The sequence below is a fragment of the Sphingomonas sp. SORGH_AS_0879 genome (assembly GCF_030819175.1).
GTDB lineage: Bacteria > Pseudomonadota > Alphaproteobacteria > Sphingomonadales > Sphingomonadaceae > Sphingomonas.
Genome location: NZ_JAUTBJ010000002.1, coordinates 941,099 through 955,914 on the forward strand (window position 1 = coordinate 941,099; position 14,816 = coordinate 955,914).

Genomic DNA, 14,816 nt, shown 5'->3' on the forward strand with positions numbered 1-14,816 from the left:
GGATGTTGAATTAATCCCCCACCGCCGTTCAGCCTGAGCGAAGTCGAAGGCCAAGGGCCGCTAGCGCCCCATCACCCACGCAAAGAAGCGCGGCACCAACCCGTACCGCGCCATCCACTCCGAATAGTCCCGATAGGCCGGATCGACGGACAAATGCCGTTCCTCGGTCCTGGCCCGCCAGTAATAGACACCGTTGACTGCCCCCAACAGGATGGTGGCGCGCGCCGCATCCACCCATGTCCCGGTCGACAGGATCGGGATGGTTGCGATCCACCAGAAGATGTTCTTCGACAGATAGGCCGGATGTCGCGACACCGCATAGGGCCCGTGGGTCAGGATGCCCCGGTGGGTCAGGTTGGAAAAGCGGATGCCGAACGCCACGGTCGACCAGGCATAGACGGCCGTCAGCCCGACCAGGACCGTTCCGATCGCGGCCAGCACGACGGGATGCCCCGCGAACCAGTAACTCCACTCCGCCGTGCCTGGTCGATAGTCGAGCGGCCCGCCATTGGTCATCAGGATGGTCGGCGGGTAACAGATCAGCGCCGCTGCCCACGCCGCCGCATAGGGATTGGCCGAGCGGATATGCGCATCGAGCGGCCGCAGGGTCAGCATATATCCGACCGTGGCGAAGGCGACGTCGATCAGGAACATCAGCGTGATCAGCCAGTTGGCCAGCGCCACCGGATCGTGCAGCACCACGGACAGGTCGCCACGCACGAACATCCCGAACCCGCCCGGCACCACCCCCAGCATGAAGGGCAGGAAGAACGCCTTCACCGCCCACGCCCGCAGATGGGCATGGATCGCCTCCGCCTCCACCCCCGGCTGCCCGGTCAGCCACGCCCCCAGCATCCAAGCGCCGTCCCTGGGCTCCACCAGCCGCCGGTCGAGCCACAACACATAAGGAATGGACAGCAGGAACAACGCCGGCGCGGCCCAGGCCAGGCAGTTCATCGCGAACAGGAAAATGCCCTGCCAATAGAAGCGCCCCGTTGCGAAGATCAGCGCGATCCCGCCGAAGGTCGCCCATAGCCCGGCCAGCTTGGTCAGGCTGATGTCCAGAGTCTCGCGATACGGACGCGGATGCTCCCAGTCGATGCCGGTCGAGGGACGGCGATGCACTTGGTCGACCAGGACCGACCAGAGCAGCATCGGCACCCCGGCGCACAGCAGATGGAACAGCGCCGCATAAGGCCCGTCCAGATGCCGCCACCGCGCTAAGGCGATCCACGCGACCGATCCGACCAGCCCCGCCAGCCCGACGCCATGGCTGACGGCGGAGGCGGGGCGCGGCGGGCGGGCTGACGGAGAGGACGGATCGGCCATGGAATGCGAGGGCTTAGCCTATTTCGGTAAGCAAGGCGTTAGGGGCGATCACAATCCTCCCCGCACGGGGAGGATCATGAACTACTCCGCCGCCAATATTCCCCGAATCTCCTCCTCGCTGATCCCGAACGCGCCCGCCAATCCGCCCAGCGACGCACCGCGCTTGGCGAGTTCGCGAATCCGCCCTTCGTCGACCAGCGTCGCATAGCCGCGCGTGTCGCGTTGTTCGCGCACCACGTCCTTGCGGCCCGACGTCCGGTGGCGCTTGGCGGCGGCGGCGTGGGGGTCCTTGGCGGCGGCGGCCATCTCGGCCTCGCGGCGGGCGGTGCGTTCGGCCTCCCGCGCGGCGATGTCGCGCTCACGATTCGCCGCGCGGGCCTCCAGCCGACTGGCCATCAGCGATTCGCGCTCGCCGGCGCGCGCCTCGCGCGCCTTCGCCCGCGCGGCGGCGCGTTCTTCCAGACTGTCATTGGTACGGATGCGCAAACCGCCTTTGGCGGGCGTCACGCCCCAGCTGTCATCGACCAAGTCCGGCTCCCTCCCGATACAAGGCGGTCGTCTATAGCGGCGGGGTCATGCGCGACCAGAGGGATTGATCGTGGAGGCGAGGCAACCGGTGGACAATCCGCTGGTTATTGATCCAGACTAGAAAATGGGAGGATGCGATGAACCCGATGCTCGACCCCGACCTGATCGAATATATGGACGACCAGACCCTGCTCGCCGCCTTTACCATGGCCACGGGCGCGGGCGACCGCGAGGACATCGCCGCGATCGGCGCCGAAATGGCCCGTCGCCATCTGGCACCGCCCGCGCCGCTTGCCGGTCTGACGGGCCGGGGCGGGATCAGGTCGGGACCCTTGACCGTCTGATCGCCTTTGCGGTCGCTTATCGCCGGATATACCGGAAATACCACATTTTAGGGTTATATAAGCTTGAGTGTGGCGGTTTTCTGACGTTTTTGGCCTTGCGGTGATCGGCATGGTTAGCCTTTGGCAATCACCGGGTAATCACGGGACGCTGTTTGGGTACATCGCCCGTCATTTATCTCATCCGGTTTTGCCGCGGGCAAATCCGTGTAAATCCTGACAGGGTTGGTGTTCACCACCGAGGATTCGCGTGAGGGCTTATGAAAGTGACGCTGGCGATGACACGGCGGCAAATTGAGGTGTCGCGATTTGGGCCTTGGTGGAAGCCATGGGATCGCCGGGGTACTCTCCGCATAGAGGACATAACAGGTCTGCATGAGCTTACGCCAGGATTGGCGCGCAGGCTTAGCGACTATGATCTTCACTTGATGCCTAGGGTTCGGACAAATGACAGCGTTCTCCATACGGTGATCGCTGCGGAACTGCGCCGCCGTGAGGGGAGTACAGCGCGCTGGGCGTTGGGGGTTTCCATCCTATCCCTCTTGGTTGCCTGCGTCGCGGTCGCACTCAATCGGAAATAGCTGCCATGAATCAGCCGCCAGACTCAGCAGGAGCCATTCGCGCCCTCGACCCCGCCAATGGCTTCGATGCCGCCGCAGAACATGCCTTCGCACGTGCGCGCTATGAGTACCTTATAACCCGGCGTGATCAGATGTACGACCGGCTTCGGTTTGGAGCAATGGCGCTGAATGGTGCAACGCTGGCCGGATTGATGGCCGCGATGGGTGGTGACGGAAAGGGCGCAGTGTGGGTGGGGCTGACAAATAGAGTAGCGGTGTGGTCAGCAGCGGCGTTCGTGCTTGGGTTGGTATGCGCGGGGATCGCTGCACTTATCGCTTCCAATAAATATACGACCGAATCAGGCGACGCCTTTGTTCGCTACGTGACTGCAAAGCGACTGGCGGCTACCTATGAGGCGTCGGACTGGAATTCTGCTGGCACGGCGATGGATGAGCACCACAAGTCGCCCCTTGTGGACTTTCAATATTCGATGGCGGCCATCGCTTTTCAAAACGCTGCTTATGCGTGCTGGCTCGGCGGCATTTGCCTGCCATTTTTTACCAAGCTATTGATCTGACTGGTCGAGGCGCCCCGTCAACTGCACCTGGTCATCCGACAGCTGTGCGGGTGTTAAGGCCGTCGAGGGGTCTTTGCCTGAGGTAGTCACTGCCTTCCTCGCCATTTTGCCGCGAACAAGCGCCCCGTTGGCTTGGTGGTGCTTTTCGCTAGCAGAGGCTGTCCCGCATTGACAGGTCGGAACCTATCACTATGATAGGCGTCATGACGTTGCATAGTCGAGCAGTGGTCCAATTCATTCTGCCGTTTGACGGCTTGCGAGATCGAGTCCGTAACGTGGCTGCCGCTGGCAAAGTGTACATCATGCCGCGCGCCATGCAGGCGATGAGGAACGCGAACGTTAACGACGTCATCATGACCCGGGCGCTGAAGCGATGCGAACTGCTTAGCCATGCGAAGCGGGGAAATACGATGGGAGAATGGGTATGTATCGCCGGATTCAATGCGAGGGGCTTCCGCCAGGGCGGCGCCGTCACGCTGACGCTGAGTGAGGGGAGGATTTTCGTCGAGGATATTTCTTGGGATCCACAGCCATGAACACGGACCTTTTTTGCATCAGCGGCGGTAAGGCCGCTGCCGAGCCCCGCCTCTATGAGGCGTGCGGGCTTGATAACATTTGGCTGGTCGATGGTTTCGAGGTCGTCGAGCGAGGCGGCGAAGAATGCATTCTGCCGGAGGACGCTGAAGGCTTGCACAAGGCCATCGCGCTCCATCTCGCCATGTATCGGAAAGCCCTTTCGGGCCGCGACATTCGGTTCATGCGGCATGCCATTGATCTGACCCAGGCGGAGCTTGGCCACAGTTTAGGCGTGCAGAGTCAGACGGTAGCACGATGGGAGAAAAACCAGGTGCCAATTCCCGGGCCAGAGGAGCGCCTTTTGCGGATTACGGCAATCTTGGCTGCCTCTGATCCAAACAAATTCGCGGAGTTGATCCGTGAAATGCCGAAAAACCTTGAAGAAGGTGATGAGGGGCCAGAGCGGCCGGTGCGCTTCACGCATCGGCAACGCTGGACCGAAGCTCACCGGGAGGCGGCTTAAAGAATAAAGGGGTCCGAGCGCCAACTCGAACCCCTTCACCCTTTTCCTGTTCAGAACCGGCCCCTGTGCAGGTGCGCGATCCAGTCTCAGGCCTTGCAGCTCGTGCGATAGCACAACGAGATTCTGGACGCAAAGATCATCGGGCCACTACCCTGAAAGGGTATCGTTATGGCGACCATGATTCCGCCGCCGGGCAAGCGCCTGGTGTTTCGGCCGTGGATTACGACCAAGGACGGCACGCGGCTCTACGCCCGCCAGTTTGGCAAGCGCGCTTTCCCGATCTGGATCGACGTTTGACCTGAACTCCCGGCTGGGCTTTCCAGCCGGGGGATTTTGGGGCGCCGAAGCGAACCCCCAATCTTTGTAAAAAGGAAGTTGCAATGAAGATCGGACGCAACGCTACGACTGGGCGCTTTATCACTGTTGCAAAGGCCCGTGCCAATAAGACGGGCGCAGTTGTTGAAACGATCAAGCGCTCGCCTGCAAAGCGGAAGAAGTGACATAAGGCGCCCCGTTATTGAAGCGGGGCGCCTTATGATTCAATTGACCACCATCGCCTCGACGATCGCCTGCATAAGCACATGACGCGGCACCGGAACCCCGACCGACACATAGCCAGGATTCTGCGCTGACCGCGTCCCGTAGAGGTTGATCCACTTGCGCCCATGCTGCCGCCAGGCGCGCTGTAACGGTACGACGGGCAGCAGCAGGCACAGCCCGGCCGGGGCATAGGCGTACCCGATAAAGTCGGCCGCCAAGGGTTTCTGAATCCACCCCGGCACCCGGCGCGCTTCGTCCGACCATCGCTCCAGCAGGACGTCAGGCCAATCGTGGATGCGCACCTTCTCGTCGACCGTGTACGTCCGCCCGCACGACAGGGTGAGCAGCCGATCTATCCCGCCCCGCTGCGCCCATCCGTCTTCACGCACAGCCACGGCTGACACCATCGTCGGGAATGACGTGACCCCGGTCTTTCATCCAGCGGCAACCAGAGACCGACCGTGGTTTTCGCGCATAAGCGCAGGTGAAGCAACGGGCGGGGTTAACCCCGCCCGTTGCTGTTCGAGCCCGGCAGCGAAGGCTGCCGGAGTGGCGTAGCCGAGCGAGGAGTGCGGACGCTCGTTGTTGTAGTCGTCGACCCAGCGGGCCAGAATCGAGCGGGCCTGACCGATGGTGAAGAACAGCGTCTCGTTGAGCAGCTCGTCGCGCATGCGACCGTTAAAGCTCTCGACGAACCCGTTCTGCGTGGGCTTGCCCGGCGCGATGTAATGCCACTCGATGCGGGCATCGCCGGACCAGGCGAGCACCGCGTTCGACGTCAGTTCGGTCCCGTTGTCGCTGACGATCATCTTCGGCCTGCCACGCTCGGCGATCAGATCGGCCAGCTCGCGCACGACCCGCCGGCCCGAGATCGACGTGTCCACCACCGCCCGAAGGCATTCGCGCGTGACGTCATCGACGATGTTGAGCACGCGGAACCGACGGCCGGTCACGAGCTGGTCGTGGACGAAGTCCAGACTCCAGCGCTGGTTGGGAAGCGCCAGCACTGACGCGGGCGCACGGCTGCCTGTGGCGCGCCTTCGTCCCTTCCGGCGCCTGACCGTCAAACCCTCCTCACGATAGAGCCGCTGGGTCTTCTTGCGGTTGATCGTGATGCCGTCCCGGCGCAGCAGGATGTGCAGACGCCGATAGCCGAACCGTCGGCGTTGCTGCGCCAGCTCGCGCAGCCGCGACCGCAGGTCGCCATCATCCGCCCGGCACGAGCGATACCGCATGCTCGTGCGGTCTGCCCCAACGACCGTGCATGCCCGCCGCTCGCTCATCCCCAGCGTCGCCTGGAGATGCGCGACCGCTTGCCGCTTCGCGGCGGGCGTCACCACTTTTTTGACAGCAGGTCTTTCAACCCCGCATTGTCCAGCATCGTGTCCGCCAGTAGCCGTTTGAGCCGGGCGTTCTCCTCTTCGAGCGACCGCAGGCGCTTTGCGTCGGACACCTCCAGGCCGCCGAACTTCGCCTTCCACGCATAGTAAGTCGCGCTCGACATCCCGTGCTTGCGGCACAGCTCCGTCACCACCGCACCCGCCTCGGCCTCCTTCAGGATGCCGATGATCTGCTCTTCCGAAAACTGCTTCCGCTTCATTCCGTCCGTCCCTTTAAGGAGACGGTCTCTACTTCCAGTTGGATGAAGAAACGGGGGTCACGTCAGTCGCAAGCTACGTCCCAAGTTACGTTCCAATTTGACTTGTCGATCTCGCGTATTCCGCCTTTAGAGTTTATGTGGCAATAGGTGAAATTGTTGCTCATTCCGAGTCGATACAAGATCCAGAAAATATGCAGCTGTCTATCGGATAGCTCTGATTCCCTTCCCTTCCATCTTAGCCGTAAATCATCGGCTTGCAGCCACTGATCTCGCGTCAGATTGATTTGAGGCTCACTAGGGATAGAAAGCACGCGACGGACGATCGAGGATCCAAAATTGTACAGGCGCTTGTCGATGATCCGATCGCCGTCTGGGCCGTACACGGCATCACATGGCGGCAAATGCACGATGCGCTCGTCAAATTTTGACTCCTCGCCGGTCCACGTTTTCACAGCCGAAAAGAAATGACGCCCTATGATCTCGAAGACATCCGGGATTCGTAGGTATCCAGGCGGCACGATGGTCGTGGAAAAGGCTATTTCGTTCCAGTAGGTCACGTGCGCGCCTCCCAGCGCATCCGCATAATGGAAGGGGCGGCAGGCTGGGCGGGAACCAGCCGTTCGGGAGCTACCCTAGCCGCCCCAGCATCACGCCTGCCTTTCAGCGAGCGCAATCACGTTGGTTTCGTCTGTCTCGGTCAGAACCTGTTGAATATGCGTTGCCCAGGCGTCGAGCGCGGTCCGTTTCTCGTCGGTCCATTCATGACGCTGGTACACACCAGCAACGCCGGATCTTGCACCGGACAGGTGATTCAGCACGGCCTCGGTCACCTCGAAGCGGATGCCCAGCCGCTGGAACCCGGTCGCCAGGGTACGGCGCAGGTCGTGCAGCCGCCAGCCGGGGATCGGTTCGCCACCGTCCTTGGCCAGCAGCGCGTCGATCTTTTCCTTGCCCTTGGAATGGGCTGTGAACGCCTTGTCGGCCTTCGTCGTGAACACCAGCCCCTTGCGCGGCCATTTGTCCCCCTTGGCCATCTTGTCGATCGTCTCGACTGCCAGTCGGCTGAGCGGCACGCTGTGGGGTTCGGCATTTTTCGTGCGCTCGCCTGGAATGCGCCACAGGGCCTTCGCGCGGTCTAGCTCTGTCCACGCCATGCCAGTCACTTCCTCGCGGCGCTGGCCGGTGACGATCAACAGGCGGATGATCGGCCCGAAGCAGCGATGGCAACCGGGAGCCGCAAGCCAGACGCGGCGCAGTTCGTCGTCGGACAGGACGCGATCCCGCGCCTTCACTGGCGGCGGCGTCTCCATGCCCTCCATCGGCGATATGGAAATGTCGCCACGCCAGATCGCCCATTTGAACAGGCGCCGGAGGATCGCGAACACATTGCGGCGTCCGGCCTGCTGATCGGCTGGCATGGCGTCGAACACCATGACGATGTCCGCGCGCGTGATGAGGGGCAGGGCCTTCTTGGCCAGCACCGGCTTCACATGGATGCGCAGCGACCGCTCGACGAGGGCGCGCCAGCCATCACCCTTGCACGACTTCAGGAAGCTATCGGCATAGGCGCTGAACGCCAGGTCGACCGCTTCCCGGCGGCGCTTCTTTTCCGCCTCGGCCGGATCGATGCCCTGTGCGATCAGGACCGACAGCCGTTCCGCCTCGGTGCGTGCTGTGGTGGGCGTCCAGGGCGATCCATGGCCGCCGATCGTGAAGCGCTGGGTCTTCGCCTCGCGCCCGCCCATCCGGTATTGCAGGACATAGGACAGCGCCCCGGCCGGGGTGATCTTCACCCCGAACCCCTTCAGGTCTTCATCCCACAGGAAGGCGGCCGACGGCCCCGGACGGAGCGCGTCGATCGTCCTTTTATTGACCTTTCCCGTCGGCATTTCGTGCCCCGCCAGCAATCACCTGGCAATCACCGTAGCGGGAAGTGGGGGGAACATCAAGGAAACGCCGGGATGAGGGTACGAGAGGGGAGGGGGTGAACGAAGCTGGAACAGGAGGGCCTAGCGCCGGATATACCTGAAATACCACACCTCATGTCCCTGGCGCCGCGCCTTGCGTTCGTAGCGGGTTTCGGGCCAGTCGGCGGGGCGGGTCAGGAAGTCGGTCGGCGTGCGCGCCTGCCAGGCAAAGTCTTCCCGCGCGTTCATGATCATCATCGACCAGTGGCAATAGGTCGGATCGTCGGTGCCGAGGCGGAACTCGCCACCCGATTTCAGCTTGCGCGCGATGGTGTCGAGCGGGCCGTGGTTCATCATCCGCCGCTTGGCATGGCGCGCCTTGGGCCAGGGATCGGGATGGAGCAGATAGACCCGCTCCAGGCTGGCATCGGGCAGCCGCTCGATCACCTCCAGCGCGTCGCCCATGTGCAGGCGGACATTGCTCAACTCGCGGTCGCGGATATGGCCGAGCGCGCCGACCACGCCGTTCAGGAACGGCTCGCAGCCGATGAAGCCGGTGCCGGGCGCGGCTTCCGCCTGGCCGGCCAGATGCTCGCCCGCGCCGAAGCCGATCTCGACCTGTAGCGGGCGGTCGTCGCCGAACAGCCGTTTGGCGTCGAGCGGCCCGTCCTCGGGCACGCTGAGGCCGGGCAGCATCTCCTCGACCAGCGCGGCCTGGCCCTGGCGCAGCTTGTGGCCCTGTCGCCGACCATAAAGGCGGCGGATCGTCGTCGGATCGTTCATCGCCGGGCCCTTAGCGCGGGGAGGGAGGGGAGCCAAGGCCGGGCTCGCTCGTTGGCGGGGCACGATGGAACAGAATGAAGGCGCGTCTGGGGGCACGGCGCAAAAGGCGGCCGATGCCAAGGATCTTCACCGTGCCGTGCGCGAGGCGGGGGAGAGTGAACTCGACCGTCCGGCGGGCGCGCTGTTCTGGTCCGGGCTGGCGGCGGGGATCGCGATCCACAGTTCGTTGATCGCCGAGGGGGCGCTCCATGCCGGACTGCCCGATGCGCCGTGGCGCGGACTGGTCGCGTCCTTCGGCTATCCGGTCGGCTTTCTGGTCGTGATCCTGGGGCGGATGCAGTTGTTCACCGAAAGCACCATCACCGCGATGCTGCCGCTGGTGACCAGGCCATCGGGCTGGGCCTTGCGGCGGACGTTGCGGCTTTGGGGGATCGTGCTGCTCGCCAATCTGATCGGCACCGCGCTGGCGGCGGCGATGGTCGCGGGCGGGGCGCTGGGCAATGCCGAGATTCGCGAGGCGATGCTATCGGTGTCGGCGCGCATTCTGGAACTGGGCGGGTGGGAAACGTTCGTGAATGCGATCCCCGCCGGGTTCCTGATCGCAGTCGTCGCGTGGATATTGCCCAATGGCCGGACCCAGGCCTTCTGGATCATCCTGGCGATCACCTATGTCATCGCCATCGCCGGGTTCAGCCATTCGATCGTCGGCGCGGACGAGACCTTCCTCCTGCTGTTCACCGGACAGGTCACGCTGGAGCGGGCGCTGTTCGGGCTGCTGATGCCTGCGATCCTCGGCAACCTGATCGGCGGGGCGGGGCTGTTCACCCTGCTCGCGCATGGTCAGGTTCAGGGCGAAACGCGGGATTAGGGGGATGACATGGAGTTGATCCTGGCCGAGCCCCTCTCCTTCAGGGGATCGTGGCAAAACCCGCCAGACCATCCCGGCGAAGGCCGGGATCCCGTTGGGGGAGGCGTTGGTAAGCCGCTCCCATCGCGACGTCACCGGACCCCGGCCTTCGCCGGGGTGGTGCGTGAAAAGGACAGGACGCTGATCTTTCGCAACGATCCCCTGTAGGGGGGATCAACTCCATATCGATCCGGCTTTAAAAAACGAAAAAGGGGAGCCGGAGCCCCCCTTTTCCTTTTGCCGATGATGATCGGATCAGGCGACGGCGGCCTTGATCCGGTCGACTAGGTCGGTCTTTTCCCAAGTGAACAGCGCGCCTTCCGCCTCGCGGCCGAAGTGACCATAAGCGGCGGTCTTCGAATAGATCGGCGCGTTGAGCTTCAGATGTTCGCGAATGCCCTTGGGCGTCAGGCGGACCAGCTTGGGCAGCGCAGCCTCCAGCTTGGCTTCCTCGACGGTGCCGGTGCCGTGCAGGTCGACATAGACCGACAGCGGCTCGGCAACGCCGATCGCATAGGAAAGCTGGATGGTGCAGCGCTTGGCCAGGCCCGCCGCGACGACGTTCTTGGCGAGGTAGCGCGCGACATAGGCGGCCGAGCGATCGACCTTGGTCGGGTCCTTGCCGCTGAACGCGCCGCCGCCATGCGGAGCCGCACCACCATAGGTGTCGACGATGATCTTGCGACCGGTCAGGCCGGCATCACCATCCGGGCCGCCGATTTCGAACAGGCCGGTCGGGTTGACGTAGATCTGCTTGTCGTCCGGCAGCCAGCCTTCGGGCAGGATGTCGGTCAGGACCGACTTCACATAGTCGCGAAGCTTGGCCTGGCCCGCTTCGTTCGACAACTCAGCCGAATGCTGGGTCGACACGACGATCGCGGTCGCGCCGACGGGCACGCCGTTCTCATAGCGCAGGGTGACCTGGCTCTTGGCGTCGGGCTCCAGAAAGGGGGCCGCGCCGGAATGGCGGTCGGCCGCCATCTTTTCCAGGATCTTGTGGCTGTAATAAAGGGTGGCGGGCATCAGGCCGGGGGTCTCGTCGGTCGCGTAACCGAACATGATGCCCTGGTCGCCCGCGCCTTCGTCCTTGTTGCCGCTCTCGTCCACGCCCATCGCGATGTGCGCCGACTGAGCGTGCAGGTTGTTCGAGAAGTCGAAGGTCTGCCAGTGGAAGCCCGACTGCTCGTAACCGATCCGCTTGACGGTATCGCGCACGGTCTGCTCGATCTCCTCCAGCGCGCCTTCGGCCCACTGGTCGTTCTCGAACACGCCCTTGCAGCGGATTTCACCCGCCAGCACGACCTTGTTGGTGGTGGTCAGCGTTTCGCACGCGATGCGTGCTTCGGAGTCCTTGGACAGGAACAGGTCGACGATGGCGTCGCTGATCTGGTCGGCGACCTTGTCGGGGTGACCTTCGGAAACCGATTCCGAGGTGAAGATGTACGAGTTCCGCATTCCCGTCCTCATAAGGATATAAAGATAGCTTTATATGTCCTCTAGCGACCGCGACGGCGGATGGCAACGGCGATCGCGGCCAGCGCCATGGCGATGGCCAGCGCCATGATATTGCCGATCCGGGAGAAGAGGGTAGGGGCCAGCGCGACGGGCAGGGGGGCTTCGGCGGCCCCGGCGGTCAGATGCGGGACGGTGGCGACCAGCCGGCCATCGGCGGCGATGATCGCGGAAATGCCGTTGGGCGTCGCGCGCAGGATCGGCAGCCCTTCCTCGATCGCGCGCATCCGTGCCTGCGCTAGATGCTGGGGCGGGCCCCAGCGCCCGAACCACGCGTCGTTGGAAGGGTTGAACAGCAGGCGCGGACGATGCGCCCGGTCGACCACCTGGCCCGAGAAGATGATCTCATAGCAAAGCTGCACCCCGACCGGTCCGAAGCCGGGTATGCGCAGATTGCGCGGGCCGGGCCCCGCGCTGAAATCCATGTCGCCGGGGACCAGGCGCGCCAGGCCCAGCGGCTTGAGCAGCCACGGCATGGGCAGATATTCGCCATAAGGCACGAGATGCGCCTTGTCGTAGCGGCCGATGATCCGCGCTTGCGACGAGATGGCGAACACGCTGTTGGCGGCGCTGGTCACCTGGCGACGATCCGGCGAGAAGTTCAGCGCGGTGCCGCCGACCAGCGCGGTATCGCGCGGCCCCAGAACGCTGGCGATCCGGCGGCGATCCCAGAATGGCGGCGCATAGTTGAACCCGAAATAGGCCCAGTCGGGATAGCCGTCCTCGATCATGTCGCGCACCACGCCCTCTGGCCACAGGACCAGACGGGGGCGGGCGCCGGGACGGCCCGACAGCGCGATCAGCCGTTCGAGCAGGATCGGCCCGTCGCTCTCGCCCCGCTGATCCTGCGCGACATTGGGCTGGACGACCCGCACCAGCGGCGCGTCGGGTGCGGGATCGGGCGCGCGGGTGAGGGGGGCGGACAGCGCGGCGATCCCGCAGGCCGGGACCATCACCGCCGCCAGATGCCAGCGTCGCAGCATCGCCAGCCAGATCGCGCCCGCCAGCACCACCGTCAGCCCCGACAGCGCATAGGTGCCGACAAGCGCGCTGACCCGCGCCACGCCGATCACCGGAAGCCAGACGACCGACAGCGGGTCCCAGGCATAGCCGGTGAACAGCCGCGCTCGCAGATATTCGGTGGCGATCCACGCGGCCCCGAAGATCAGCACATAAGCCGCATCGGGGGCGGCATCGCGGCGCTTCCCGCGAAATCGCCATGCCACGCCCGCCGCCGCCATGGGGAAGATCGCCAGATACAGCGCCAGCCCGACCGCCGCGAAATAGCCGAGTACCGGCGGCATCTTGTCCTGAAAGTCGAAGGCGTGCTGGAACCAGTTGTTGTTGACGGTGAAATGCCCGACGCCGAACGCCCATCCCCGCCACAGCGCGCCCCGGATGTTCGGCGCATCCTGCACGAGCGCCAGCAGGACGATCAGCCCCGCGATGGACAGCGGCCACAGGTCGAGCGGCGCGAAGCCGCAGGCGGCGACGGCCCCGGCGATCAGGGCGATAAGAGCGGGATAGCGGGTCACGGGCGCAGGATATGGCGCGTGGCTGTGACAGGAGCAATGCGGGATGTGCGGCTATGCCCCTTCCACCATGCTGTCCGTGGTCCCCCAAGCACAGCTTGGGGAGGATTTGTGCAGCCCATTCCTCCCCAAGCTGTGCTTGGGGAGGGGGACCGCCCGGCAAAGCCGGGTGGTGGAGGGGCATAGCTGCAAGAGGTGGAAAAACCCGCCCCCAGACCCTAGCTTCTCCTCATGACCCTACGCCCCTTCCATCTCGCCTTCCCGGTCCACGATCTGGCCGCCGCCCGACACTTCTATGGCGAGGTATTGGGCTGCCCCGAAGGGCGATCCAGCGACCATTGGATCGACTTCGACCTGTTCGGCCACCAGATCGTCGCGCATCTCGACCCCGCCGCGAAGCCCGTCGCGGTGGAGAATGCGGTCGATGGTCATCAGGTGCCCGTCCCCCATTTTGGCGTGGTCCTCACCATGCCCGACTGGGACAAGCTGGCCGCGCGGGTGGAGGCGGCGGGCATCGCCTTCGGCATCGCGCCCTATGTTCGCTTCAAGGGGCAGCCCGGCGAGCAGGCGACGATGTTCTTCCGCGACCCCAGCGGCAATGCCCTGGAGTTCAAGGCCTTTGCCGATGATTCGATGCTGTTCGCCACGGAGATGACCGCATGAGCGCGCCCATCTCCCTCGATATCCCGCACCAGCTCGGCAAGGCGGGGGTGCGCGAACGGCTGGACGGCGGCATCGGCAAGATCGGCAAGCTGATTCCCGGCGGCGCCACGGTCGAGCATCGCTGGGACGGCGATAAGATGCACTTCACCGTCGGGGCCATGGGCCAGTCGATCGGTGCGCAGGCGACCGTCTATGAGGACAAGGTTCATGCGGTGGTGAACCTGCCCGCCTTCCTGTCGCTCTTTTCCAGCCAGTTGGAGGCGGTGATCCGGTCGGAGGCGCCGAAGCTGTTGAAGTAAGGGCGTGTCCTACGCCCGCTAAGGGGGAAAAGGGGGGTATATGGCGATTCACACCTGGTGGCTCTTCGTCGGGGCGGTCTTTCTGGTGTCCGGGACGCCCGGCCCGAATATGCTGCACATCATGACCCGCTCGGTCGATATGGGGTTGCGGCGCAGCGTCGCCGCCATGGCCGGGTGCCTGAGCGCGGTGGTGATCGTCCTCGCCGCTTCGGCTGCGGGCCTCACCACCCTGTTGCTGGCATTGCCGGGGGCGTTCGAGGTGATCCGCTATGCGGGCGTCGCCTATCTGCTGTTCCTGGGCGTCAAGGCGTGGCGGGCGAATGTCGCACCCGTCGATGTCGGTGACGCGCCGATCGTGCCGAGTCTGTCGCGGCTGGCGGTGTTTCGCGGCGGCTTTCTGATCGGGATCAGCAATCCCAAGCTGATCCTGTTCGCGGTCGCCTTCCTGCCGCAGTTCATCAATCCCGCCAGGGCGCAGGTGCCGCAGTTCGCGATCCTAGTCGCGACCTTCGCGGTGATCGAGGCATTCTGGTACGTCGTCTATGCGTTCGGCGGGCGTTCGCTGTCGCGCTATATGAGCAGGCCGATGGTGAAGCGGGCGTTCAACCGGGTGACCGGCGTCATCTTCATGGGCTTCGGCCTGGCGCTCCTGAAGGCGAAGCCCGCCTGAGCGGGTCAGGGGGCGAGCAGGATCCTCG

General features: G+C 64.2%; 18 protein-coding genes. 9 read left to right on the forward strand and 9 right to left on the reverse strand.

Annotated features, from left to right (window positions below):
- Positions 1-60: 60 nt before the first annotated feature.
- Complete coding sequence (locus QE379_RS05130) at positions 61-1,329, reverse strand: isoprenylcysteine carboxylmethyltransferase family protein (protein ID WP_306998487.1); 1,269 nt, start codon at positions 1,327-1,329, stop codon at positions 61-63.
- An 81-nt stretch (positions 1,330-1,410) separates the two neighbouring features.
- Entirely contained in the window at positions 1,411-1,857 is a 447-nt protein-coding gene (locus QE379_RS05135; RefSeq protein WP_306998489.1) for a hypothetical protein, read from the reverse strand.
- A gap of 137 nt (positions 1,858-1,994) precedes the next feature.
- On the opposite strand from QE379_RS05135, the gene QE379_RS05140 reads away from it, so the two are divergent.
- From QE379_RS05140 to QE379_RS05160, 5 genes are all read left to right on the forward strand, one after another.
- The gene (locus QE379_RS05140; RefSeq protein WP_306998491.1) at positions 1,995-2,201 is read left to right on the forward strand and encodes a hypothetical protein; all 207 of its coding nucleotides are present in this window, start codon (positions 1,995-1,997) and stop codon (positions 2,199-2,201) included.
- 583 nt (positions 2,202-2,784) lie between these two features.
- The gene (locus QE379_RS05145; protein WP_306998493.1) at positions 2,785-3,336 is read left to right on the forward strand and encodes a hypothetical protein; all 552 of its coding nucleotides are present in this window, start codon (positions 2,785-2,787) and stop codon (positions 3,334-3,336) included.
- A gap of 203 nt (positions 3,337-3,539) precedes the next feature.
- Positions 3,540-3,872, forward strand: coding sequence for a hypothetical protein (locus QE379_RS05150; RefSeq protein ID WP_306998495.1), 333 nt, complete (start codon positions 3,540-3,542; stop codon positions 3,870-3,872).
- Positions 3,869-4,375 (forward strand): hypothetical protein, encoded by a 507-nt coding sequence (locus tag QE379_RS05155; RefSeq protein ID WP_306998497.1) that lies wholly within the window; start codon positions 3,869-3,871, stop codon positions 4,373-4,375. The genes QE379_RS05150 and QE379_RS05155 overlap by 4 nt, the downstream gene beginning before the upstream one ends.
- Before the next feature lie 168 nt (positions 4,376-4,543).
- On the forward strand, positions 4,544-4,672 hold the full coding sequence (locus tag QE379_RS05160; RefSeq protein WP_306998499.1) for a hypothetical protein: 129 nt from the start codon (positions 4,544-4,546) through the stop codon (positions 4,670-4,672).
- Positions 4,673-4,914: 242 nt separating this feature from the next.
- Here QE379_RS05160 and QE379_RS05165 read toward each other — a convergent pair whose 3' ends face one another.
- The 5 genes from QE379_RS05165 to trmB all read right to left on the reverse strand — a co-directional run bounded on the left by QE379_RS05165 (position 4,915) and on the right by trmB (position 9,205).
- Positions 4,915-5,310 (reverse strand): hypothetical protein, encoded by a 396-nt coding sequence (locus QE379_RS05165; protein ID WP_306998501.1) that lies wholly within the window; start codon positions 5,308-5,310, stop codon positions 4,915-4,917.
- Between the two features lie 39 nt (positions 5,311-5,349).
- Positions 5,350-6,515 (reverse strand): IS3 family transposase gene (locus QE379_RS05170; protein WP_373461696.1). Its coding sequence is split into 2 segments (ribosomal slippage): positions 5,350-6,254 and positions 6,254-6,515, totalling 1,167 coding nucleotides; the frame shifts between segments, so codons are not numbered across the junction.
- A 62-nt stretch (positions 6,516-6,577) separates the two neighbouring features.
- The gene (locus QE379_RS05175; RefSeq protein ID WP_306998503.1) at positions 6,578-7,072 is read right to left on the reverse strand and encodes a hypothetical protein; all 495 of its coding nucleotides are present in this window, start codon (positions 7,070-7,072) and stop codon (positions 6,578-6,580) included.
- A 90-nt stretch (positions 7,073-7,162) separates the two neighbouring features.
- The gene (locus tag QE379_RS05180) at positions 7,163-8,404 is read right to left on the reverse strand and encodes a site-specific integrase (protein ID WP_306998505.1); all 1,242 of its coding nucleotides are present in this window, start codon (positions 8,402-8,404) and stop codon (positions 7,163-7,165) included.
- 120 nt (positions 8,405-8,524) lie between these two features.
- Positions 8,525-9,205, reverse strand: coding sequence for a tRNA (guanosine(46)-N7)-methyltransferase TrmB (gene trmB / locus QE379_RS05185; RefSeq protein WP_306998507.1), 681 nt, complete (start codon positions 9,203-9,205; stop codon positions 8,525-8,527).
- A 64-nt stretch (positions 9,206-9,269) separates the two neighbouring features.
- Between trmB and QE379_RS05190 the strand changes: the two genes are divergently transcribed.
- Positions 9,270-10,073: a formate/nitrite transporter family protein gene (locus tag QE379_RS05190; protein WP_306998509.1), complete on the forward strand. Its 804-nt coding sequence runs from the start codon at positions 9,270-9,272 to the stop codon at positions 10,071-10,073.
- Between the two features lie 294 nt (positions 10,074-10,367).
- On the opposite strand, the gene metK is transcribed toward QE379_RS05190, so the two are convergent.
- Complete coding sequence (gene metK, locus QE379_RS05195) at positions 10,368-11,567, reverse strand: methionine adenosyltransferase (protein ID WP_306998510.1); 1,200 nt, start codon at positions 11,565-11,567, stop codon at positions 10,368-10,370.
- Between the two features lie 41 nt (positions 11,568-11,608).
- Complete coding sequence (gene lnt, locus QE379_RS05200; RefSeq protein WP_306998511.1) at positions 11,609-13,159, reverse strand: apolipoprotein N-acyltransferase; 1,551 nt, start codon at positions 13,157-13,159, stop codon at positions 11,609-11,611.
- 228 nt (positions 13,160-13,387) lie between these two features.
- On the opposite strand from lnt, the gene QE379_RS05205 reads away from it, so the two are divergent.
- The 3 genes from QE379_RS05205 to QE379_RS05215 are packed head-to-tail and all read left to right on the forward strand — an operon-like array spanning position 13,388 to position 14,788.
- Entirely contained in the window at positions 13,388-13,819 is a 432-nt protein-coding gene (locus QE379_RS05205; RefSeq protein ID WP_306998513.1) for a VOC family protein, read from the forward strand.
- Positions 13,816-14,118: a polyhydroxyalkanoic acid system family protein gene (locus tag QE379_RS05210; protein ID WP_306998515.1), complete on the forward strand. Its 303-nt coding sequence runs from the start codon at positions 13,816-13,818 to the stop codon at positions 14,116-14,118. Before QE379_RS05205 ends, QE379_RS05210 begins: the two co-directional genes overlap by 4 nt.
- Positions 14,119-14,158: 40 nt before the next feature.
- Positions 14,159-14,788, forward strand: a complete 630-nt coding sequence (locus tag QE379_RS05215; protein WP_306998517.1) for a LysE family translocator — start codon at positions 14,159-14,161, stop codon at positions 14,786-14,788.
- Positions 14,789-14,816 lie beyond the last annotated feature (28 nt).